General features: G+C 44.2%; 14 protein-coding genes and 1 pseudogene. 11 read left to right on the top strand and 4 right to left on the bottom strand.

Features of this window, described 5'->3' with window-relative positions:
* Position 1: 1 nt before the first annotated feature.
* Positions 2–1,432: an L-fucose/L-arabinose isomerase family protein gene (locus KTG12_RS00260; RefSeq protein ID WP_138272586.1), complete on the top strand. Its 1,431-nt coding sequence runs from the start codon at positions 2–4 to the stop codon at positions 1,430–1,432.
* 222 nt (positions 1,433–1,654) lie between these two features.
* Here the strand turns inward: KTG12_RS00260 and mutS are convergent, their stop codons facing one another.
* Positions 1,655–4,294 carry a DNA mismatch repair protein MutS gene (mutS, locus tag KTG12_RS00265; protein ID WP_138272587.1) on the bottom strand — a complete coding sequence of 880 codons (2,640 nt, stop codon included), beginning with the start codon at positions 4,292–4,294 and terminating at the stop codon, positions 1,655–1,657.
* A 134-nt stretch (positions 4,295–4,428) separates the two neighbouring features.
* On the opposite strand from mutS, the gene KTG12_RS00270 reads away from it, so the two are divergent.
* On the top strand, positions 4,429–5,880 hold the full coding sequence (locus KTG12_RS00270) for an arylsulfatase (protein ID WP_005639561.1): 1,452 nt from the start codon (positions 4,429–4,431) through the stop codon (positions 5,878–5,880).
* A gap of 992 nt (positions 5,881–6,872) precedes the next feature.
* Here the strand turns inward: KTG12_RS00270 and KTG12_RS00275 are convergent.
* On the bottom strand, positions 6,873–7,040 hold the full coding sequence (locus KTG12_RS00275; RefSeq protein WP_155144267.1) for a hypothetical protein: 168 nt from the start codon (positions 7,038–7,040) through the stop codon (positions 6,873–6,875).
* A 76-nt stretch (positions 7,041–7,116) separates the two neighbouring features.
* Here KTG12_RS00275 and KTG12_RS21570 point away from each other — a divergent pair, with 76 nt between their 5' ends.
* A complete protein-coding gene (locus KTG12_RS21570) occupies positions 7,117–7,293 on the top strand; it encodes a hypothetical protein (protein WP_227225792.1) in 177 nt (58 codons plus the stop codon).
* A 34-nt stretch (positions 7,294–7,327) separates the two neighbouring features.
* On the opposite strand, the pseudogene KTG12_RS22185 reads toward KTG12_RS21570, so the two are convergent.
* A pseudogene (locus KTG12_RS22185) lies at positions 7,328–7,435 on the bottom strand (hypothetical protein); the annotation flags it as partial.
* A 776-nt stretch (positions 7,436–8,211) separates the two neighbouring features.
* On the opposite strand from KTG12_RS22185, the gene KTG12_RS00285 reads away from it, so the two are divergent.
* From KTG12_RS00285 to KTG12_RS00320, 8 genes are all read left to right on the top strand, one after another.
* A complete protein-coding gene (locus tag KTG12_RS00285) occupies positions 8,212–11,370 on the top strand; it encodes a TonB-dependent receptor (RefSeq protein ID WP_046452493.1) in 3,159 nt (1,052 codons plus the stop codon).
* 19 nt (positions 11,371–11,389) lie between these two features.
* The gene (locus KTG12_RS00290) at positions 11,390–12,928 is read left to right on the top strand and encodes a RagB/SusD family nutrient uptake outer membrane protein (protein WP_046452492.1); all 1,539 of its coding nucleotides are present in this window, start codon (positions 11,390–11,392) and stop codon (positions 12,926–12,928) included.
* 84 nt (positions 12,929–13,012) lie between these two features.
* Complete coding sequence (locus tag KTG12_RS00295) at positions 13,013–14,497, top strand: aryl-sulfate sulfotransferase (RefSeq protein ID WP_122121810.1); 1,485 nt, start codon at positions 13,013–13,015, stop codon at positions 14,495–14,497.
* Position 14,498: 1 nt separating this feature from the next.
* Entirely contained in the window at positions 14,499–15,677 is a 1,179-nt protein-coding gene (gene chrA, locus KTG12_RS00300; RefSeq protein ID WP_122121809.1) for a chromate efflux transporter, read from the top strand.
* 4 nt (positions 15,678–15,681) lie between these two features.
* Positions 15,682–16,689, top strand: a complete 1,008-nt coding sequence (locus tag KTG12_RS00305) for a sulfotransferase (RefSeq protein WP_122121808.1) — start codon at positions 15,682–15,684, stop codon at positions 16,687–16,689.
* An 18-nt stretch (positions 16,690–16,707) separates the two neighbouring features.
* A complete protein-coding gene (locus KTG12_RS00310; protein ID WP_122121807.1) occupies positions 16,708–19,692 on the top strand; it encodes a glycoside hydrolase domain-containing protein in 2,985 nt (994 codons plus the stop codon).
* Between the two features lie 102 nt (positions 19,693–19,794).
* A complete protein-coding gene (locus KTG12_RS00315; protein WP_122131166.1) occupies positions 19,795–22,956 on the top strand; it encodes a DUF5107 domain-containing protein in 3,162 nt (1,053 codons plus the stop codon).
* 43 nt (positions 22,957–22,999) lie between these two features.
* Complete coding sequence (locus tag KTG12_RS00320; protein WP_138272588.1) at positions 23,000–24,229, top strand: alpha/beta hydrolase family protein; 1,230 nt, start codon at positions 23,000–23,002, stop codon at positions 24,227–24,229.
* 781 nt (positions 24,230–25,010) lie between these two features.
* Here the strand turns inward: KTG12_RS00320 and KTG12_RS00325 are convergent.
* Positions 25,011–25,724 (bottom strand): hypothetical protein, encoded by a 714-nt coding sequence (locus tag KTG12_RS00325; protein WP_005639576.1) that lies wholly within the window; start codon positions 25,722–25,724, stop codon positions 25,011–25,013.
* Positions 25,725–25,742: the final 18 nt, after the last annotated feature.

Consider the following 25,742-nt stretch of genomic DNA (forward strand, 5'->3'; position numbering starts at 1 on the left):
CATGAATACAACAAAAAAGGAAGTTAAAGTCGGACTGATCGGAGTCGGATTGAACACCTATTGGAATCAATTCGAAGGGCTTCTCTCCCGATTGACGGATTACCAAAGAATGATAAAAGAACGTATGTCCGGCTTACAGGCAACCGTGATTGACGGGGGAATGGTAGACAGCCCGGAAAAGGCAGCCCGGACAGCAGAAGTTTTAAAAAGTGAAGACATAGAAATCCTCTTCATCTTTATTTCGACCTATGCCCTTTCCTCAACGATCCTTCCGATCGCCCAGCGCATCAAGATTCCGGTTATCCTGCTCAACATACAACCCGTAGCCGCCATAAATTACGATTATATCAACGGATTAGGCGACCGTGGAAAAATGACCGGCGAATGGCTGGCTCACTGCCAAGCCTGTTCCACTCCGGAATTTGCCTGCGTATTCAACCGTGCCGGCATCAAATACGACATCCTGACCGGTTACCTCGAAGAACCATACGTATGGAACGAAATCGAAAACTGGATCGATGCGGCAAGGGCCGTACAAGGGATGCGTAACAACCGGATGGGTATTCTCGGACACTATTATTGCGGTATGCTGGACGTTTACACCGACATTACCCGGCAATCCTTCACTTTCGGCACTCACATAGAGCTTCTCGAAATGTGCGAACTCAAAGCTTACCGGGATGCTGTAACGGAAGACGAACGAACAGCAAAACGTCTGGAATTTTCCATGAAGTTTGAAGTCGACCCGCATTGTGAAGAATACGAATTGGATCGTGCTGCCCGCACCTCTGTCGCACTCGATAAACTGGCCGAAGCCCACAACCTCAGTTCAATGGCCTACTACTACGAAGGTTGGAAAGGAAACGATTATGAAAATATCGTGACTTCCGTAATAGCCGGCAATACCCTGCTTACAGGACGCGGCATCCCGGTAGCAGGCGAGTGCGAAGTAAAGAACGTACAAGCCATGAAGCTCCTTTCTCTTTTAGATGCCGGAGGTTCATTCTCTGAACCGTATGCCATAGACTTCAATGACGATGTTGTTTTATGGGGACATGACGGGCCAGCTCATTTCGCCATTGCTGAGGGAAAGGTCAGCCTCGTACCGCTACCCGTATATCACGGTAAACCGGGCAAAGGATTGTCCATTCAGATGCGCGTCAAACAGGGACCTGTCACTTTTCTTTCCGTATGTGAAAATAATGATGGCGTATTTTTACTTATCGCAGAGGGAGAATCGACCGACGGACCCACCCTGCACATAGGAAACACGAACAGCCGCTACAGGTTCAGTTGCGGAGCCCGCACCTTTATGAACCGATGGAGTAAGGCGGGTCCTTCACACCACTGTGCAATCGGTATCGGACATGTTGCGGATAAACTAAAAAAGATAGCTTTCCTGTTAGACATACCTGTTATCCAGGTTTGTTAAAAGATAAGAAAAAAAGAGAGAGGCTCTTTATCTATCACGATCTTTTAGACACGGATTTCACGGATAAATTATTTTACTTCCGTGTAATCCGTACTTAAATTATGGCTATCAGTATGCAGGATTTTGTTTCGACATACCTCTCAGATAAATACCCTATGCGACATAAGAGAGACCTTATCTTTTATGGTGAGAAGATCCCCAGATAAACACCAGTAGTCGTTTTTATTTCCCAGTAATAATCCTTCGTATCTCACTCAGCTTATTCAACGCTTCCAGAGGTGTCAGGTTGTTGACGTCCAGGTTCTTGATCTCATCCCGCACCTGGCTGAGTACCGGATCATCCAATTGGAAGAAGCTGAGCTGATAGCCGTCTGCCGATGAAGCGATTCCTTTTACAGGCTTGCTTTTGATACTGCCTTTGCGTTTTTCCGTGACAATCCCCTCCTGACGGTTTTCCGTTTCCAACTGTTTCAGGATTTCGTTGGAACGCTTTACGATGCTTTTCGGCATACCCGCCATCTTGGCCACATGGATACCGAAACTGTGTTCACTGCCTCCGGGAACCAGTTTGCGCAAGAAGATCACTTTGTTATTGACCTCCTTCACCGAAACATTGTAGTTCTTGATACGCTTGAAAGAAGCCTCCATCTCGTTCAACTCATGATAATGCGTGGCAAACAGTGTCTTCGCACGGGCATTGGGATGTTCGTGGATATATTCGACAATCGCCCAGGCAATAGAAATACCGTCGTATGTGCTTGTCCCGCGTCCCAATTCGTCAAACAGGACAAGACTGCGGGAAGACATGTTGTTGAGGATATCCGAAGCCTCGTTCATCTCCACCATGAAAGTGGATTCTCCGACCGAAATGTTATCCGAAGCTCCCACACGTGTAAATATCTTATCCACAATCCCGATACGAGCGCATTCGGCTGGGACGAAACAACCGATCTGCGCCATCAGCGTAATCAGAGCCGTCTGGCGAAGCAAAGCGGACTTACCGGCCATGTTCGGTCCGGTGATAATGATAATCTGCTGCTTTTCATCGTCCAGATAGACATCATTGGCAATATAAGGTTCGCCGATAGGCAATTGTTTTTCAATCACCGGATGGCGGCCAGCCTTAATATCGATCACCTGCGAATCATTCACATCCGGACGGATATAACGGTTGCTTTCAGCTACCTTGGCAAACGAGAGCAAACAATCCAGACGGCCGATCAGGTTCGCATTCATCTGGATAGGCGGAATATATTCGGAAAGACAAAGCACCAGTTCGTTAAAGAGACGGGCTTCCAACGAAAGTATCTTCTCTTCCGCTCCCAATATCTTCTCTTCGTATTCTTTCAGTTCTTCAGTAATATAACGTTCGGCATTCACCAAAGTCTGTTTGCGTATCCATCCGGCAGGGACTTTGTCCTTGTAGGCGTTACGCACTTCGATATAATACCCAAAAACATTGTTGAAACCGATTTTAAGGCTCGATATACCCGTCTGTTCTATTTCCCGCTGTTGTACCTTCAAAAGATAATCTTTACCCGAATAAGCGATTGCACGCAACTCGTCAAGCTCGGCGTTCACGCCTGTCGCAATCACGCCGCCCCGGTTCAGCAAGGAAGGCGGATCGTTGTTGATCTCTTTTTCTATCCGGTCACGGATCAGGGCACAGGCATTCAACTGTTCGCCGATACGGCAAAGGCTCGGCTCATCGCTTGCCGTACAAGCCTCCTTGATCGGCTCGATGGCACGAAGGGCGACTTTCAACTGTACCACTTCGCGGGGAGAGACGCGACCGACCGCTACTTTGGAAATAATACGTTCCAGATCACCGATCTGTTCCAGTTTCTCTTCCAGCAGCTCCTTCACTTCGGGATGGCGGAAGAAATATTCCACTACGTCCTGACGCTCATGGATCGGTTTCACATCCTTCAAAGGGAACAATATCCAACGGCGCAACATACGCGATCCCATCGGGGAAACGGTCTTGTCCAGCACATCCAGCAAGCTCGTCCCCTCCTCGTTCATCGTGCTGACCAGCTCCAAGCTACGCACCGTAAACTTATCGAGGCGTACATAGCGGTCTTCTTCGATACGGGAAAGAGAGGTGATATGCGAAATATGGGTGTGTTGCGTCTGATCCAGATAATACAGGATGGCTCCCGAAGCTACGACTCCCAATTTCAAATGCTGGACACCGAAACCTTTCAGGTTCTTCGTTTCGAAATGTTTCAGAAGACGGTCGTTGGCAGCTTCCGAAGTAAACACCCAGTCATCCAGTTCAAAAATAAAGAACCGAGGACCGAAAGCCTCTTCAAAACGTTTACGGCTACCCCTTTCGACCAATACTTCTTTCGGTGAAAAATTATTCAGCAGTTTATCCACATAATCAACGGTTCCTTCGGCTGTCAGGAACTCGCCGGTAGAGATATCGAGAAATGCAATTCCACAGACATCCTTACCAAAATGAATGGCAGCAAGGAAGTTGTTTTCCTTATGGTTGAGTATATTGTCATTGATAGAAACACCCGGAGTTACCAATTCGGTGATACCGCGTTTCACTAATTTCTTTGTGAGTTTCGGATCTTCCAGCTGGTCGCAGATAGCTACGCGCTTACCGGCACGCACCAGTTTGGGCAGATAGCTGTCTAATGCATGGTGAGGGAAACCGGCCATCTCGATCGTTTGCCCCGGTCCGTTCGCTTTTTTCGTCTGTACGATACCCAGTATTTCGGCTCCGGTCACAGCGTCTTCGCCATACATTTCGTAAAAGTCGCCTACACGGAATAACAGGATTGCATCAGGATGTTTTGCCTTTATATCGAAATACTGCTTCATTAAAGGTGTTTCCACTATCTTTGCCACTGTTCTTTTCTTTTTATCTGTTCGACTGTACAAAGGTACGATTTTTCATCTTTCAAAAAATTCACGGATTGCTTTTTCATTTATTCCTTAGAAAAAATATAACTTTGTAAGCATCCTAACAAAAAACATATATCATGAAACAGGCAATTCTAATTTCGACCGGCCTTTTGCTGACAACTCCTTTCATTCACGCAGAGAAGAATAAGGACAAGAAACCGAATGTCGTTTTTATCCTTGCAGACGATTTGGGTTATGGCGATCTAAGTTGTTACGGACAAGAAAAGTTCGAGACGCCCAACATCGATAAGCTGGCACAAAGCGGAATGCGCTTTACGCAGTGTTATTCGGGGACAACTGTCAGTGCCCCTTCCCGCTCTTGTCTGCTGACAGGCACGCACAGCGGACATACCCCTGTACGTGGCAACCTCGAACTCGATCCGGAAGGGCAGTTTCCGCTTCCCGACGATGCCCGCACCATCTTCGAAGTAATGAAAGATGCAGGATATAAGACATCCGCTTTCGGCAAATGGGGACTGGGCTATATCGGTTCAACCGGCGATCCTAAAAATCAGGGTTGCGATACTTTCTACGGATACAATTGCCAATTGCTGGCACACAGTTATTACCCCGACCACCTCTGGGACAACGACAAACGAGTGGAACTCGAAGACAACAACCTGAATGTACAGTACGGAAAAGGGACTTACTCTCAAGATCTTATTCATGGAAAGGCACTAGAATATCTGGACAATATGAATCCGGACGAACCGTTCTTCATGTGGTATCCGACCATCATTCCGCATGCGGAGCTGATCGTTCCGGAAGACAGCATCATACAGAAATTTCGCGGTATGTACCCGGAAAAGCCTTACAAAGGAACCGAACCGGGCAGCCCGGCTTTCCGCAAGGGAGGTTACTGTTCGCAGTTCCATCCACATGCAACTTTCGCCGCTATGGTCTACCGTCTGGACGTCTATGTCGGGCAGATCATCCAAAAGTTAAAAGACAAAGGTTTATATGATAACACCATCATCATCTTTGCGAGCGATAACGGCCCTCATATGGAAGGGGGCGCCGATCCCGATTTCTTCAACAGCAACGGCATTTATCGCGGATATAAACGGGATCTGTACGAAGGCGGTATCCGTGTCCCGATGATCATTTCCTGGCCCGGACATGTCCAACCGAATACGGAAACCGACTTTATGTGCTCTTTCTGGGATGTATTACCGACCTTCGAAGAAATCATCCATCCGAAAGCCAAACAGAAGGAAATGGACGGCGTCAGCATGCTTCCCCTCCTGGAAAACCGGAAAGGACAGAAGGAACATGAATTCCTGTATTTCGAATTCCAGGAACTGAACGGTCGCCAAGCCGTACGCAAAGGACCGTGGAAATTGGTCCACATGAATATCCGCGGCGACAAGCCCTATTATGAACTGTATAACTTGGCGTCCGACCCGTCGGAACGGCACAATATATTGGACCAGTATCCTGAAAAAGTAGCAGAACTGAAAGATATCATGGTCCGTGAACACAGACCGGACCCGAACTGGCCGCTATTGAAAGAGGAAAAGGCGAAATAATAGGGAAAATTTATAGAAAAGGATGTCAAAATCCAAGACAACCGCATCAAAATTTTCCAAGGTTGTGATCTACATACGAAGTTTTCTGCAAATCTTCTATCACTCTATCACTACAAAAGTTTCAGATATTGATATTCAAGTGTTATAGCAGTGATACAGGATGTTTTCCTGTATCACTGCCTCTATCACTCCTGAAACAGGACATTTTATCATATGATTGGAAACCTACATATTACCTTCTGTTACTTTTGAAAAAGCATATAAAATAATCGAATAAACAAATGTAAAAACGAATATAATAGGTATTAAATTGACAAAATACGGTTCTTCATTCCACAAAAGCCTTCTCTTTTTTTAGCAGAAACAAGCAGATAATTCCGTAAACACCCCCATGTTGCCATCCTTTACATCCGGGTGTAGGGAGCCGGTACATCCGGGTGTAAAAGGGGGTAACATGGGGGTGTCCGGCAACTAAAGTGCCTTGCCGGACAATAAAAACTACCCGGTTTCACCTATTTTATAGCCGTTTTTACACAAAATAATCGAGTGGTTTGCAGGGATGGGAATCAAGTGTTTATTGTTTGTTTTATTTGTAATATACTAATATACAGATATGTATAAGCGGTATACCTGTTTCCCATCCAAGTTGCCAGTGATAGGGTTGTGATACCGTAGTGATAGAGAAAACGGGCATATATCACTAATCAAACAAGTTGAATATCAATTGGTAAAAAGAAATCAGTGATACAGTGACAGAGGAAATGGGAAAAACTTGAATCTTCGTCAATTTCGGAGCAGTTCAAGTGTTCAAGCTAATAAGTTTATTGACTAGCAAAGTAATGTTTGCCCTGTTGAACATTTGTCTTTTGATAGCTTTAGTTTTATTAACTGTCCTTTCCAATACTCCATTGTTCAGATAGATATCCATTGCATTTTGGACAGCCTCCTTGTCTCTCTTTATGCCTACGGCAAATTCTCTTAAGGTCTTCAGATCACTTTTTCAAATCATGTATCGCCTTTACAGAGGCGTGGTTTTTATTTTTTCTACCTGCCACACTTCTGTTGTATTCCCTTATTTTCCATTGTCCCTCTTTGATGTCATTACTGATTTCTTGAGTCGCACGCTCTACGTCACGATCGTCCATTATCCCCTTCCTCATACAGTCCTCTGCATCAATGAACCGTCTCAGTCTGCGCCGGTGCCTTTCGTCCCCCATATTATAAAAGGACTCCATTATGACGGACATTGGCACGTCTCAGGCAAGAGGACTGGCTGCAGACGATGTTTTGTTCATGCAGCAGATTACCGGCGATACGGGAAGTGGTCTTCAAGGATATGCTCCGGATGCGTTCCTCCACTTTCCGGGTATTTCGCGCGTGCGAAGAAGCCAGCGGGGGAGAGGGGTTCGCTGAAGACTTTTCTTTGACACGCGATATTTCTGCAGCGGAACTTACGCACATTGACCATAAGCGTAAGCGGATGCCCCGCTATTTCAAGCCCTTGCAGGGAACATAGATAATGGCCCTTCACATGATTACTAAACTGACCGCAGACCGGACAGCGGACTCCTTAATGCGTACCGGACAATGTTACATAATAAAATGTGTATGGATTGTGAACTGTTCCGTTATTTAAACTATTGATTTGTAAATTTTATCAATTTGGGAATTGAGTTTCCTGACTATCTCTCTCAAATTCTATCCTGGATACTGAATTCCGAAATGGTCAATAGGGAATGTATGCATGAAAAGGCAAAAACAATTTATTTTGTAATATGCACACTGAATATACAATAGGCATTTCTCTTCCAATCTTATTTTTCATGTGGGATAATTTAAAAGAGGTATTATGTTCATTGTCTATGCCCTTGCTTATTTGAGTGATATAGAATTATGTTATGTGCAGATTAGAATTAAAATGTCTGAGAGAATATATAATATTAGAAAGTGGTATTGTTTTTAACGAGCAAAGTTAAAGTCAAGAATCATAGTTCTATGGGAACTATGTCTTTATGGATATTTCATGTCTGGGTCAAAGATATGATTTTTTTTATTTCGTTACACGTTTTTACGAGAAAAATCACATTGATCTTATTTTTAACAGTTGAATTGTAAAATTCTTAGCGATTATTGGATAATACTATCAGCGATAATCAGGCTATAAGCCTGATTATCGCTATGTCGATTGCAAAAGTTTTAAATTTATCACAGGTCATATTTTAGAAAATGCCATAGTTCCCATAGGACTATGGTTGATTGTTGGTATTCCGACAAGTTATTCTAAAGAGTGATGTTATTGTAATGCAGATATAAATCTAATAATTCAAATTTATGAACAACGCTTTACTGAAAGACAATCTTGCTGCAAGAGCAGTGGATTCTCAGACGCGGAAGGTGTTTTCAAGGTCCGGTCTTATAGCTGGATTATGTTTATCTTCCCTCGTTTCTTCGTATGCTATTCCAGGTGGAGTGGATGCAACGAAAGCAAAGAATGAAAGTGTTATGATCACTCAACAGGCTAAAAGGGTGTCGGGGGTTGTAACGGATAGTGCCGGAGAACCTATACCTGGTGCTAATGTCGTGCAGAAAGAAACCACAAATGGTACAGTTACCGATATGAACGGTAAGTATACCCTGGATGTACCTAACAATGCAACTTTGGTTATTTCTTTTATTGGTTATACTACGAAAGAAATTAAAGTAGGTAGCCAGTCTGTGTTGAATGTCAGTTTAGTAGAAGAGGCAATCGGTCTGAATGAGGTGGTTGCCATTGGTTATGGTTATGTAAAGAAGAAAGACCTGACCGGTGCTGTTTCGACTGTATCGGCAGATGACATGGTGCTGGGTGGTACGGTGAGTAACGCAGCCCAGGCATTGCAAGGTAAAACGGCCGGTGTGCAGGTATCGCAAAGTTCAAAAGCACCGGGTGGTACTATTGCGGTACGTGTCCGTGGCAATAACTCAATCTCGTCTACTAACGAACCGCTTTATGTGGTGGATGGTTTCCCTTCTTCTGAAGGCTTGAATCTGAATCCGAATGATATTGAATCCATGCAAATCTTAAAGGATGCGTCGGCCACGGCTATTTATGGAGCACGTGGTGCGAATGGGGTCGTATTGATTACGACGAAACGAGGAAAAGCAGGCGAAAACAAGATTTCTTACAGTGGTTACTTGGGAACTCAGAAGGTGGATAATCCGTTTGAGTTTCTCAATGCAAAGGATTATATGAACTTGCAAAATGCATTGTATCAGGAAATTGATGGCCAAGAAGGCAACCCTAACGGAGTTTATACGCCCTCTCAATTACAGTCTACCGTAGATACCGATTGGTTGGATGTTTGTACACGCCTAGCTTTGGTACAAGATCATAATATCCAGTTCCGTGGAGGTTCTGAAAAGACAAAGGTATTGACCAGTTTAGGATATTATAAGCAAGAGGGTGTTTTGAAGAATACGGATTTTAACCGTATTTCAGGACGTGTGAATGTAGATCAAACCATTAACGATTTCATTAAAGCCGGTGCTACGATGTATGCCCACCGCGAACGTTCGAATGCTCAAACCTATAGCGGAAATATTTTGGGTGAGAACGTCATGTTGAGCGTGATGGAGTATGATCCTACGGTAAAACCTTATAATGAAGATGGTACGTATGGACGTGTTCCAGGTGGTCGTGGGGATAATCCATTGGCCAATTTGCTGGAACGTAAAAAAGAAATGGTAAATGACAAGTTCAACGGAACAGCTTTCCTTGAAGTCAATCCATTTGATGGATTTACGGCTAAGGCTACAGCCGGTGTCGAATTGTTGCATAATTTCAAAGGTTCTTATTTGCCGAAATCTACTACTTATGCAGGAGAAATAGAAGGGGGTATTGCTTCTACGTATGATTTCAGGTCAACTCGACAGGTGTTTGAAGGTATTTTAAATTATATGAAAACTTTCAACAATATACACGACTTGAATGTAATGTTGGGGTATTCGTATGAGAAGTACAGTGCGGAGTCTCGTTCGGCAAACGGAAAAGGTTTCTCTACCGACTTGTTTGAATGGAACAATTTGGGGGCAGCTTCGATTAAAGGAGTCTCTTCTTCTAAGACAGAGAATTTGTTGGCCTCATTCTTTGGTCGTGTAAATTATACGTTCAATGATAAGTATTTGGCAACGGTAACAGTTCGTCGAGATGGTTCTTCTCGGTTTGGAGCTAACAATCATTGGGGAACATTTCCTTCAGGATCTTTGGCATGGCGTGCCAGCGAAGAAGATTTTGTGAAGAATTGGGGTGTTTTCAGCAACTTGAAAGTACGTGCCGGCTATGGTGTTACTGGGAACGAACGTATTGGCGATTATGCATCGTATGCGTTGGTTTCTACCAATCATGTCACTTTAGATGGTTCAAACAATATGCCGGGTACGCATCTTAACCAAAGCAGTCCTGAAAATGCCAGTTTGAAGTGGGAAACGACAACTCAGTATAATGTCGGTTTCGATATGGGCTTTTTTAACAATCGTTTGTCTGTTACTTTAGATGGTTACTGGAAAAAAACAAAAGATTTGTTACTGAAAGTTTCCTTACCTTATTATACCGGTTTTACTTCCGGTCAGCAGAATGTTGGTGAGATATCGAATCGCGGTTTTGAATTGGATATTACTTCTCATAATTTGACTGGTGATTTCGTTTGGGACACAAAGTTTAATTTAGCACTCAACCGGAATAAGGTATTAGACTTAGGAAGTAGTGGTGACATACGTATCACTTCTTCAAAACCGATGGGAACTGTATCGGAAAATGATTATGCTATCGTACGTGAAGGAGAGCCTCTGGGCTCTTTGTATGGATGGAAGTATATAGGTGTATTGCAAGAAGGTGAATCGTATGCTGCTCAACCGAATTCAAAACCAGGTGATCCGAAATTCGAGGATGTGAATAATGATGGTAAAATCGATGCAGATGACCGTACAATTATAGGCAATGCCAATCCTGATTTGATTTTTGGTTTGACCAATAACTTTGCCTGGAAAGGATTTGACTTGTCAATTTTCTTCCAGGGATCTATTGGCAATGATCTGTTAAACATGACACGTATGAATTTGGAGTGGAAACGTACTACAGACGCATTGAATCGTTGGACACCTTCAAACAAGAATACAGATATCCCGCGTAACGGTTTCTACTATTCGCAGTATGGCGGATATGTGAACGACCATTTTATCGAAGATGCTTCATTCCTTCGTTTGAAGAATTTGACATTGGGTTATACGATTCCGTTTAAAAAGATAGTAAGTTCTTGCCGGGTTTATTTCTCAGCCGAGAACTTGTTTACAATCACAGGTTATTCCGGTTGGGATCCGGAAGTGGATACAAAAGCTAACGAGGCTGCCCAGTCAGGTGGAAGCCAACAAACGGCAAATGCTGGTGCAGGTATGGATTTCAATGCTTATCCTGCTATGCGTACTTATACGGTAGGTTTGAATATTACGTTCTAATGGAAAGGAGAATTTGAAAATGAATTGTAAGAAATATTTATTAGGTCTGGTTACGATGGGGTTGGTTACGGCTTGTACCGATCTGGATCCTGAAATATATAGTAATTTGACGACAACGAATGCTTATAGTACGGAGTCGGATATTGAAGCAGCCGTCGTGGGTTTATATTCGGATATGAATCCTTATCCGGGAGATGCTTGGTTATATTACGGGGGGTATATGATTATGATTACCGATTATGCTACCGATATAGGTTATTCTACAGCGGCTGGCGACCCGACTAAACTGAGTAATATGACGTATGATGCCAGCAACCGCTATTTCAGTAACAACTGGAGGGATATGTATAATGTGGTATCGAATGCCAATACGATTTTAGATAATGTGGATGCTGTCAATATGTCGGAAGAAAAGAAGAATCTGGTGAAGGGGCAGGCTAAATTTTTGCGTGCAATGGCTTATCGTGATTTGACAGATGCATGGGGAGCAGTTCCTTTTATCACTTCGTTGGTGAAGAATCCTTTTACAATGAATGATGCGACATTGACTCCGGTATCCGAAATTGAAGCGACATTGATTTCTGATTTGAAAGAATGTATCAACCTTTTACCTGCTAGCTGGAGTGGTCAGGATTTGGCTCGTGCCACGAGTGGAGCCGCCGCTACGTTGCTGGGAAAGATCTACTTGCGTAATCATGATTATGCGAATGCGAAAACATATATCGACATGGTGTTGAACAGTGGCCAGTATGAATTGGAAAGTGATTTCAAATATGTATGGTCGGAAAACAACAAATATGGAAAGGAAATGATTTTTGCTTTATTGCATGAAACGGGAAATAATGCTGCCGAGATTGCCTGTCACTTTGGTCCTTCGGATCATCCGGAAGTACCGGGGCGTTGGCAATATTATGGCGTATCCCTTCCGTTTTGGCGTAGTTATGACAAAGAAGATCCACGCCGTGAGTTCTTTTATTATGATTATACGGGAGATGCAAAACGGGATGATCAATCTGATTACGGTTTCCATTACATGGTTCCGGAAGAGGGGGTAACGGTTGTTCCGAATGATACGACCAAGTATATGCAAAATGTAGCTACCATGAAATATACGTACGACATGATTTCAGATGCTTATTATGATGGGCGTACGATTTGTATTTTCCGCTTGTCGGATGTGATCCTTTGTAAGGCGGAAATCGAGAATAACTTGAATGGTCCGGCTGCAGCTCTTCCTTACTTGAATCAGATTCGTGCTCGTGCCGGTGCTCCGGAATATGGAAAGCATAATCGTTTCCCAGCTCCTTCAACAAAAGAAGCAATGAATGATGCTATTCTTAAAGAACGTGGTTATGAACTTGTGTTTGAATTCCAGCGTCGTGCAGACTTGATTCGTTTTGGAAAATATGAGGAAGTCGTAAATGCGCATTTAAAGAAGCTGGGTATCGCTCAGCCGACAAATGTAACTTCTAGCTTGCGGTATTTCCCGTATCCGTTGAATGATGCTCAATTGAATCCGAATTTGGCAGCAGAGAATCCTTCACGGTTGCCGAAATAAATAATCTTCAAGGGGGGGGTCTGTGTTCCTTAATTCCGACTTTTGACATGCCCCCCTTACATTTAATTAATACATAAGATCGATATGAAGCGTTTGATAGGAATTGTTGTTGCCATCTGTTTGTTGTCAGCAATTTTTATATGGATTGAAAAGAATACATTGAGATCCATAACTCTGACTTCACCTCGTAATACAGCCATGTATAATAAGGTAGATGTTTCAATAGCCAAGCCAGCTCCTGTATATATTGAATATACGGAAAAAAAGACCGGGAAGTCTTATCGGACCCGAACTTCTCCGGCGGATACGCTTCATCATTTGGATTTGTTACTTTTGAAGGCTAATACCGAATATACTTATCGAGTGGTTATCGATAACCTTTTTAAGCAAAAATCAAAAGAACTGACTTTTAAAACTCGTGAGCAGTCTTCTTGGTTGGTCAATCATTGGTTTAATGAACTACATCCGCATGACACAACGGCTTTGGGGGATGGGATGATATTAATTTGTTTTGGTCGTTTGCCTGGCTACATGGCATTGATTGACAATGAGGGTGAAGTACGTTGGGTTTGGCAGGTGGATGATATTGGAGTACGTGCAGCTTCTATTACGCCGAGAGGTACATTCCTGGCAATGCTGCGTCCGTTTGTGAAGGACGTAATAGATGATTATACGATGACTCCGGAGCAAGTACGCAACGATGAACATAAAAAACCGATGCGTCGAGGTTCGATTGGGTTTGCCGGCGGAACCGGGCTGGCGGAAGTATCTCTGACGGGCGAAACGATGTGGCGCCTAGACTTGGATAAGATAGAAAAGGAATCGGATTATCAGGTGATTCATCATGATGTATTAATGGATAAAGACCATCATATACATACATTGTACCGTCCGAAGAAGATTGCTACAATATCCGTAAACGGTAAAATGGAGACGGATACGTTAGGGGGCGATGGCATTATGGTTATCGATACACTGGGGAATGTGTTAAAGACATGGTCTGCCTGGGATGTATGGGATATAGAGAATGATCCGTATATCGGAGAATACCGATACGATCGTTTTCATATCAATGGGCTTTGTTTTGATAGAGACGATAATTATTTATTATCGGCCCCTATTGAAGATCAGATTTGGAAGGTGGATGCCAAAAGCGGTGAACTGGTCTGGCGTTTTGGGAGGGACGGAGACTTTAGAATGGATACAACGGCTTATTTCTCTTTCCAACATTCACCTTATATTATGGAGAATGGCGATCTGATGCTTTTCGATAATGGTTTACATAATCAACGTTCCGGAGGTAAGGCTTTCCGGTTGGATGAAGAGAACCGTACGGCCCAAATAACAATCAATGCTTTATTACCTGCCGATAAATATACTTCGCGGATGGGCAATGCCTCTATTTTGCCGAATGGGAACTTACTGCAATGTAGCTCGAAGACCGGTTCGGTGATGGTTACGGATAAGGAAGGAAAGGTTCTTTGGGAAAGTGTCCTGCATTTTGCTCCTTATCGGGCAGTGTATGTTCCGGTAGAAACCTGGGATAAATATTTTAAAGAAATCAAGTAATATGGAACGTGCATCGCTATCCTATATCTTCTTTACATTCCTGAAATTGGGAGCTACGGCATTTGGCGGTTATATGTCGCTAGTGGCTATCGTACAGAAGCAGTTAGTGGAAGTAGACAAGAAACTGAAAGAAGAAGATCTGCTGGATGGGATTTTCCTGACCTCCGTACTGCCAGGACCCGTAGCCGTAAATACGATTGCCTATGTCGGGTACCATTTAAGGGGGATACCGGGGGCGGTTGTGACTTTTGCCGGAATCATTATTCCCTCGTTCTTACTGGTTATATTTCTTTCGTGGTTGTATTTCTCCTACGGAAATATACCTGCGGTAAAGAATGTGTTCAGCGGAATCACTCCGGCTATTACTGCTTTGATCGTTACGGTGGCTATCGGGATGACACGTAAGACGATCAAATTACCTGCCCAATGGGTTCTTTGCCTGCTGGCGGCTTTGTTGCTGATTTTTATCGGTGGTTTTACGGTTACTTTTCTGTTGATTATCGGTAGCGGGATAGTCGGCGGTTTCTTGTTTCGCCAGTCTGTGGGACAAGAGTTGATATCAGATGGGGAGAAGCGGACGGGTAGCAGGCAGCTGATGACTTCCGGGATTGTTCTTTTGCTATTACTCTGTATCTTACTTTGGGGAGGACAATATCCGGGTGCTCCAGAAGGTATTCAGATTGTATCGACCTTCTCCGGTATCAGCCTGACTTTGTTCGGAGGAGGATATGTTGTTATTCCGGCTTTGCATGAGTTGTTCGTGGATAACTTGAACTGGCTGACCTCGGCTGAGTTTGCCGACGGGATAGCGATAGGGCAGATCACTCCCGGACCGATATTTATTACAGCGACCTTCATCGGGTATAAAGTGGCAGGTATCACGGGGGCGTTGCTGGCAACGTTGGCGATGTTCACTCCGCCGGCTGTATTAACCGTCTTATTATCCCGTTTTGTAAAAATACTGAATCAGTCATCCGTTGTAAAAGCAGCCATGAAAGGGGTACGGGCGGCTGTTATCGGAATGATCTTTGCTTCAGCCGTTACGATCGGACAGACGATTATGCTGTCGGTTGTTTCGGTTATTATCTTCCTGGTTACATTTTTTATTTCACTAAAATACACAATCAGTCCGGTTTACCTGATCATCGGAGCAGGTGTGGCGGGCTTTATCTTATTCTAATTCTATGAATACAATACAAGGTATACAAATGATTGGAACCCAGCGATCCGGATCCAATCTGTTGCGTGTCATGCTAGATGGAATCCGGGAGATCGCTGCTCCCCATCCTCCGCATATTCTTCAGCGTTTCTTACCATTGCTTCCCAAATATGGCGATTTGACGGATCAGTCTAATTTTTATCGGTTGGCACAGGATGTGTGCGAGTTAGTCACAGTGAATCCGGTTCCCTGGGAAGGTATTACGATTCGTGCAGATGAAGTGGTAGCAGCCTGCAGGCAACAAACGTTGTATGAGTTGTTCCGGGTGATTTATGAATCAGCAGCCCGTCAGACCGGAGCTTCTTTCTGGCTATGTAAAAGCATGAAAAATATGCTGTATGCAGAAGGCATTGAATCTACCGGGATTTCTCCTTATTATATCTATCTATACCGGGACGGTCGTGATGTCGCTCTTTCGTTTAAAAAGGCTATTGTCGGAGAGAAACATATTTATGCACTGGCTGAAAATTGGAAAAAGGATCAGGAAGCTGCTCTCCGTTTGAAGGACAGGACGGCGGCCGATCATTTCTTTATGCTGAATTACGAAACACTTATTGCCAGTCCGGAAAAAATGATGCGGCAGCTTTGCAATTTCCTGCATCTTCCTTATTCTGATAGGGTGATGGATTATTATAAGAGCCGCGAGTCTGAAAATACAGCGGTTGCAGGCAAAATGTGGGCAAATGTAACCAAACCGATCCTGAAAGACAATACAAAAAAGTTTCTGCGTGAATTATCTTCCGAAGATATTGCTATCTTTGAATCCGTAGCCGGAGATCTATTGCAGCAACTGGGGTATTCCTTATATACTCCCCTTGATCTGTTAAAAGGCAGTTTCTCTGACGAGGAAATAGTGTTTTTTAATGAGGAAAACATACGTTTGAAGAATGTCTTTATCCAGCAGGCTGATCCGGCCGATCTGGCGAAAAGACGTCCGCAGGATGAATTGATCAATCGTATAAAGCAATATTAAAGATAAATACTAGTACACATGAAACAATTGCTATTTACACTTTTTTGCCTGTTTGCCTATAGTAGTTTGCAGGCACAGGCTGTACCCACAGACGAACTTTATGGGGTAGGTATATGGAATGCCGATTCATTGGGAAACCATCGGGTAATTGTCTCTGTAGATAAACCGGCCGATGCTGTATTGGCAACGATCGACTGGCGTCGCCGCGATCTGAACCCGGAAGCAAAAAATCTGATCGTTGTGGATGCTGCAACCGGTGAACGTATTACGAATGTATGCCGCTTTACTATCGACCGGGAGCGGGGAGAGGTGGTTTTCCAGCCGCAGACTGTTCCGGGAGAATATTATATCTATTATCTGAAGAATGTAATGAGCGGTAGTCCTTACTATCCGACCGTTAATTATCCGGCTTTCGAGAATACGGCTTCGGCTGACTGGGTAAAGAAAAATAAACTGTCTGGGAAGAAAGCACCTGCCCTTCCGGCGGCTAAAGTCGTACAGTTCCAGGCAATCAATGAGTTGAACAGCTTCTATCCGATGGAAGTGATCGCTACATCGAACGAGACTGCCCGATTATTAAAAGAACATCCCGGGGAGAAATATATTCTCTTTACGGAAGACCGCAAATTCCCCATCCGTATGACAACGGATATTCCTTATAAATGGATTGCTGACAATCGGCATGATTTCTTTTACGGGCAGGCGGATAAGGGAGAGTATTATGTCTTTCAGTTAGGTGTTTGGGCGGCACGTTCGAATGTAGAGAATCTGCATGTCGATTTCTCTGCCCTTACGAATAAAGCGACCGGCGAGCAGATACCAGCCTCCTCATTTACCTGTTTCAATACGGAAGGAACGGATGTGACCGGTACCGTCTTTGAAAAGAATTGCTCTGTGGATAAGGGTAAAGTGCAGGCATTATGGGTTGGAACCCAGTTGCCGGAGCATCTTTCTGCAGGTACTTATCAAGGAACAGTGACTGTCTCTGCCGCCAATGCCGAAAGCAAGACCGTACAGGTCTCTCTGAATGTTTCGGAAAATGTAATTGCCAATCATGGAGATAATGAACCTTGGCGTCATTCTCGTCTGCGTTGGCTGAACTCGCAGATCGGTTTTGATGATGAGGTGATTGCCCCTTATACGCCGCTAGTGATGAAGGATAAAACGATCAGCTGCCTAGGACGCGAGATTAAACTCTCTGACTTAGGTTTGCCGGAACATATTACCAGTTATTTCAAAGAGACTATGACGGGCATCGGTACGAATGGCCGTAGTGTATTGGCTGCTCCTATGGAACTGGCTGCCGATGGCGGTGCATGGGAAAACCTGAACTTCGAAATCACCAAACATAAACAAGGTGCAATCGCCTGGAAAGCCCTTAACCAAAACAGCCGTTTCCTGATGGACCTGGAAGGAGAGATGGAATCGGATGGAAACATAGCATATAAAGTGACATTGGTCGCCCGTGAAGATGCTTCTGTGGAGGATGTAGCGTTGCGGACACATTTAGCATCCGGTGTCGGACGTTATATGATGGGTTTGGGAGAGAAAGGCGGTTATTGTCCGAATGATCTTCGCTGGAAATGGGATGTAGAGAAAAACCAGGATGCTGTTTGGGTGGGTGATGTCAATGCCGGTATCCAGATCCGCCTGTATGATAATAAATACGAACGTCCGCTGAATACCAATTTCTATCATCAGAAACCGTTGCACATGCCGGTATCCTGGTGTAATGCCGGAAATGGAGGTATCGATATTCATAATGCTGCCGATGGAACACGTATTAATGCTTATTCCGGTAAGCGCAGCGTGAAAAAAGGAGACCGGCTGTATTATTATTTCAACCTGGCGTTGACTCCGTTCCGTCCGATTGATACGGATAAACAATGGCGCGAACGCTATCATCATAACTATGAGTTCCTGGATGGTATACAAAAGCGAGGTGCCAATGTCATCAATATCCATCATGCGAATGCTATCAATCCGTTCATCAACTATCCGTTCCTGCGTACCAAAGAGATGAAAGCGTACATCGATGGTGCTCACGCCCGCGACATGAAGGTGAAAATTTACAATACCGTTCGTGAGTTGTCCAACAGCTGTGTGGAAATGTTTGCTTTGCGTAGTCTGGGGAACGAGATCTTCTCGGAAGGTCCCGGTGGCGGCTTCTCCTGGTTACAGGAACATTTGGACCAGAATTATATCGGCGCCTGGTTTGTACCCGGACTGAAAGATGCAGCGATTGTGAACAGTGGCATTTCCCGCTGGCATAACTATTATCTGGAAGGTCTCGACTGGCTGATGAAGAACGTCGGTATCGACGGGCTGTATATCGATGACCTGGCTTTCGACCGGATGACGATGAAACGTATCCGCAAAGTGATGAACCGTACGAATCCGGGAGCTATGATCGACCTGCATTCTGCCAATCAGTATAACCCGAAAGACGGTTTTGCCAATAGTGCCAATCTGTATCTGGAACATTTCCCCTACCTCGACCGTCTGTGGTTCGGTGAATATTTCAATTATGATTTCCCGCCGGAGTTCTGGCTGGTTGAAGTTTCCGGTATTCCTTATGGTTTGATGGGCGAGATGCTGGAAGGAGGCGGTAATCCGTGGCGCGGCATGCTGTATGGCATGACAGGACGTAGTCCTCGTGTGGATAACGGACCGCTGTGGAAACTGTGGGATTCTTTCGGTATGCAGAATAGTGAAATGATCGGTTACTGGGTGAAAGACAATCCGGTGAAGACGGGTAGCGAAAAGACGTTAGCGACCGTTTACAGCCACATGGGTGATAAAGCACTGATCTCATTGGCTACCTGGGAAGATACGGATGCCAAAGTGAAGCTTTCCATCGACTGGGCTAAACTGGGTCTCGATCCTTCGAAAGTGACATTGCATGCCCCGGCTATCGAGAATTTCCAACAGGAAACAACCTGGAAACCCAGCGATGAGATTGTTGTTCCGAAAGGGAAAGGCTTGTTAATTATTGCAAAATAACCTCTTCCGATATAGTATAATTTACCGGAAATATACTCTTTAATCGTATATAAGGAGGATTAAACTCCTTATATACATTATTGTCCATATAAATGAATTACCATGAAAAAGATGCTCATCCTTCTTTGTGCAACCTCTTTGTTGCAACCCTTGTTTGCACAGCAAGCGACTGTAACCGAGACAGTAGAGACAGTTAAAACCTATCCTTTCTCTGATCCTGATCCGGTGGCTGATCCCTCCGATCTGTTTTATCCTTATTTCCGTTTTGATGGTTTTTCTGCTAAAGGAACCGACCGGCAATGGAAAGTAGTCTCTCTTGAAAATGATTATATCAAACTGACCCTCTTCCCCGAGATAGGTGGAAAGATCTGGGGAGCCGTAGATAAAACGACGGGTAAGGAGTTTATCTACAACAACCACGTCGTGAAATTCCGTGATATTGCGATGCGTGGTCCGTGGACATCAGGCGGTATCGAGTTCAACTTCGGTATCATCGGTCATGCACCGACTTCCAGTACGCCGGTCGACTATGTGACCCGACAGAAACCGGATGGAAGCGTGAGTTGTTATGTATCTTCCTATGAACTGGTTACCCGGACACTGTGGACTGTGGAGGTGAATCTTCCGAAAGATAAGGCTTACTTTACGACGACAACGACCTGGCATAACAGTTCATCCATTGACCAGCCTTACTATCAATGGATGAATGCCGGCTACCCGGCAGCGGGGAATGTCGAGTTCTGCTATCCCGGAACCAATTATATCGGACACGGAGGCGAACTCCATTCGTTTCCTTTGGATGAACAGGGCCGGGATATCTCCTGGTATGAAAAGAACGACTTCGGTAATTCCAAATCGTATCATATTGTAGGGAAGTATAACGATTTCTACGGTGCTTACTGGCACGACAACGATTTCGGCTCTATCCATCATGCGGATTATGACGAGAAACTGGGAATGAAAATTTTCCTTTGGGGACTTTCCCGGGAGGGAGGTATCTGGGAAGATTTGTTGACGGATACGAACGGGCAGTATATCGAACTGCAATCGGGTCGCATGTATAACCAGCCGGCTTCCAATAGTAGCTTAACTCCTTATAAACATACGGCATTCGGTCCACAGGCGACCGACAGGTGGACTGAGTACTGGTTTCCGGTAAAAGGAATAAAAGGAGTCTCAAAGGCGAGCCGTATCGGAGCGCTTAACGTGTTGAGGGAAGATGGCTTTCTGAAGTTATATTTCTCTCCTTTGCAGAAATTATCTACAACCATAAAACTCTATGAAGGAGAAAAGGAAATGAACTCCATCCCGTTGAACTGCGGTGTACTGGAAACCTGGAAAGATTCTATCCCATTGAATAAGGCTGTTGCCGCCGGTCGACTGAAAGTCGTGGTAGGCGAAGACTTGTTGGTGTATTCGGAAGTACCTTCGGATAACATCACCAGTCGCCCAAAACAACTGCCTGCCGATTTTGACTGGAGTTCGGCATATGGTCTTTATACGCAGGGAGAGCAATGGATGAATCAGAAAGTACTCGACAAGGCAGAAAAGTTTTTACTGGCTTCCCTCGAAAAAGATCCTTATTTCGTGCCTGCACTGACTGATCTGGCTTCCCTCTATTATCGTCAGGGACGTTATGACGAAGCGCTTGCCCGTTGTGAAACAGCGTTAAGCATTAACACGTACGATGGAGATGTCAACTATCTGTATGGATTATGCAACATGGCATTGGGAAATCATACGGATGCCAAAGACGGCTTTTCTGTAGCTTCTTATTCTCCGGGAGTCCGTAGTGCAGCCTATGAGAAATTAGCTGAAATGTACCTGATGGATAGGAACTGGACAAAGGCTGAACATTATGCCTTGAGAAGTAAAGAGTTCAATCAAATGAATCTGAGTGCTGACCATGTTTTAATGGTGGTTTATCGTAAGACGAACCAGCCGGAGAAAGCTAAAGCGCTTATCGATCCGTTGCTGGAAGACCTCCCGCTGTATCATGCAGCACGTTTTGAACAGCTCTACCAGGGGGAAGGCTCCGGTCATCCTATCGATGATCTTCAGTCGTTGATTCGCAACGAACTACCTTTCGAAACCTATATGGAACTGGCTGAATGGTATGAATCGGTCGGTTGCACAGAAGAAGCATTGTCTCTCCTGTCATGTGCAGGTAACTATCCGATTGCTCTTTACAAACAGGCTTATTTATTGCATCAGGCTGGCAACGACGATGAAAGCCGCGGAATGTTGCAACGCGCCGGAGCTCTCTCTCCGGCAATGGTATTTCCTTTCCGTCCTTCTTCTTTAAAAGCGTTGGAATGGGCGAAGACGGTACAGCCGGACTGGAAGATCGATTATTATGAAGCTTTGATCCGGTGGGCTAACCAGGATAAGGCAAAGGCGTTGGAGCTGCTGGAGAATTGTGGTGAAGCCGACTATGCACCATTCTATTTAAGCCGTGCCTCTTTAAAAGAGGGCGAATCCCGGTTGGCTGACCTGTTGAAAGCAGAGCAGATCGAGATGTCATGGCGTACCGGATTTGCTTTGATCAACCACTATGTCGCCAATAACCAGTGGCAGAAAGCTGTTGAGACAGGAAAGAAGTATACGAAGAAGTATCCGTCGAACTATTATATTGGTTTGAAATATGCAAAGGCTTTATGTGAGACAGGCCAGTATCAACCTTGTATCTCTCTGTTGAGCCGGATGCAGGTTCTTCCGAATGAAGGTTCGTATGCAGGACGCGCTGTTTATCGCGAGGCTAATTTGTACCGGGCAATGGAACAACTGAGCCATAAGAATTATAAACAGGTAGTGAAGAGTGTGGAGACATCAAAAGAATGGCCGGAGAATTTGGGTGTCGGAAAACCATACGACAATATGATTGACAACCGTCTGGAGGATTATTTGGAAGCAAAAGCAGCGGCAGGGCAGGGAGATAGCCGAAAAACATCTGCTTTATTAGCTGCCGTAGCCGACTATACGATATCCCGTTCTCATTTTGAGTCTGGTAATCTGTTAAGTGCATTGGCTTTGCGCGAGTCAGGAAAAGTGCAGGAAGCAGATCATATGGTAGCTGCTTGGAGCACAGATTTCCCTGAAAATCGTGTAGTCCAATGGTGTACGGCTATTTATCGGGGAGAAAAAGAAAAGGCTGTGGGAATGCTTCAGTCGCGTAATGACCAAACGAATACGACACCCTGGGAGGCATCTTTCCGTGATTCTAATTTCGATTTGATCGTTCGTTTGTTTTCAACAGAACAGTGATATTTATATGATGGTCGTATAGAAATTGAATTAAATGAATATCATGTATAAAATAATTAATACATTATTTACTCTGCTGTTGATCTTGCCGGTAATGGGACAAACGTCTGATCTCAACAATTCTTTTAGGATAACAGCAAATCGTGAAGATGGTCGTTTCTCAAGTTCAAGAGGAGCTGTCCAATATATGTTGAAGCAGAAACCTGCGTTTACTTTCAATCCGGCATTTACGGCGACGGAGTTTAAGAAATGGCAGTTGGGCTTGTGTTCCACTATGAAAGAATTGATACGTTTTCCGGAGGTGAAAGACCAGCCCGCCCCAGTACGTATCAAAATGGTACAGAGGGATGGCTATCGGGTGGAGAAATGGGAGTCTTATCCGTTGCCAGGAAGTGTTGTTCCTTATCTGGTATTGATACCTAACGGGATCGATACTACTCAGGATAAGGTGCCTTCTGTGCTTTGTATACCGGGTTTTGGTGGCAGTAAAGAGGAACTGGCGGGTGAGACGGAGGGTGATTACGGTTTGACATCGTTGCCTGTTAAGCCGGTACGAAAGAATGCGATGGCTTTGCGTTATGTAAAGAAAGGTCTGGTTGCGGTTGCTGTAGATAACCCGTCGTGCGGCGAGCTTTCTGACAACGGGTATTTCGATTATCTCAATACTTCGCGTATCTTATTGGAAGTGGGATGGAGCTATCTAGGGCTGACTGCTTGGCAAGACTGGAATATTCTGAACTGGATGAAAGCACAGAGCTATATAGATAAAGAACGAGTCATTATCAGTGGCTTTTCTTTGGGGACCGAGCCGTTGATGGTCTTAGGAGTTTTGGATCCGTCTATCTATGCCTTTGTATATAACGATTTTCTGTGTCGTACACTTGAACGGATTTTGGTGATGACAAAACCAGATGAGAAGGGGAGGCGACCTTTTCCGAATTCTATCGAGCATTTGATACCTGGTTTCTTGACACAGTTTGATTTTCCTGATTTGGTCGCTGCCTTGGCTCCCCGCCCTGTTATTTGTACCGAAGGAGGACTTGACCGTGACTTTGAGCTGATAAAGGAAGCCTATCGGATAGTAGGTAAACCGGATAATTTTACGTTCTATCATTATAAGAAGTTTGCCAACCCGAAAGACCGACAGCAGATAGATCGAGTACCCGAGGGCATTGATCTGGATACATTCTTCCAAGTAGTTAATGTCGATCCAAAGAATCATTATTTTAAAGTAGAATTGGTGTTGCCATGGATAGACAAGGTGTTGAAATAGATTTTTTAATTTATTTTAGTTCTTCGTCACTTTCGGGGCAGCAAATATGCTAAAGGGCTTTATATATGGACTATGCCAGCATATTTAAGGGAATAAATATTCAGTGTTATAAAATGGAGTTAGGGACATTTACTGAATATCCCTAATTAATAATATGTTGTTTATGTGAATTATGCCCCCAAAAAACATATGAACAAACAGAAGCAGTTTTTGTTAAAAACGAAATATTTCCCCGAATAGAAAAACAGAGTATAAAATCCCTCCAAACAAGGCAGAAAAGCAGTCCGACATCCCTGTCACAGTTCCTTGACATCCGGATCTCCCACCTTCCAGCATCTGGATCTCAAAGCTCCGACATCCGGGTCTCAGGAAACTTTTCAAATTGTTTTCCCAAAAAGGCTTGATTATGTGACAAAATAAATGGCTTTAGCATATTTTCCATCTAAGGAATACTGATCTTTAATTTGATATTTGACTGATCTATAGCTATTTTTCGTTTTAAATCATGATGGTATATGATGAATAATAGTTAAAAATTAAAACCATCATACCTTAACATGTTGTTTTCAAACAATATAACTTCATTTATGATCGTATAATAGTTATTGTTCCCGAAAACTTTTATTAATAAGAAATCTCGTTCACATAGGCACGTTGACCTTCCATATAGCTCACCCCAATCAAGTGCCCATCAAGGAAGAGAGCGATCTCTTCTATAACACATACCCTAAATCGTTCGTTATATGACGTAGACTATCAAAGGTTTCCACCGGGCTCGCAATCAAACAAACTTCTCCCTCTTCTGCAAGTTCAGAAGCCCGATCAGCATCCAGATGGTACTGGCGACCAGGAGGAAGATGCGACTTTTGATGATGATGCTTTCCCAGATGACCGGCAGGGAATTGCGGGGGATGGAGAAAGGATTGAGGAGGATATTCCAAAAAGAACGCTCAATAAGAGGCGTATTGCTGAAGATCAACAGGGCGATGCCGATGATAATCATCAAAACGGCAGTTCCGTTACCACTGCGGGTAATGGTGGAAAACATGAAGGCGAGGTTCCCGAAAAAAAGGATCGGGAACATCAGCTGAGCCGACATCTCAAGAAGGTTGACAGGATAAAGCAAGAGCGTAGCCAACCAGGAAAAGACGATCAGGATCACGAAGATCGCCACGTAGATCATCAGTAGACGGACACCCCATACCTTATATTTATAGTCGGGGATGCCGAAAAGGATTTCCAGTATCCGGCTATCCTCATCGTTCTGGATACCAAAAACAGCAGGATAGAACACCAACAGGACACAGGGGAACATCAGGAGGTTGTAGACCACCCCTTCATTGACCTCCGATCGGCTCCAAGCAATCTGAAACATGAAATAGGCAAAGAACAGAAATGCCGCCAGGAGAAACCAGATGAATTTCCCGGCAAAGATAATCTTCAGGTTATATTTAACCAAGCGAGGCAAGAGATATATGAATTGTTTCAGTGTCATAATGATTTATGATTTGAG

This window comes from Parabacteroides sp. MSK.9.14 (assembly GCF_019041495.1).
GTDB classification, from domain to species: domain Bacteria; phylum Bacteroidota; class Bacteroidia; order Bacteroidales; family Tannerellaceae; genus Parabacteroides; species Parabacteroides merdae.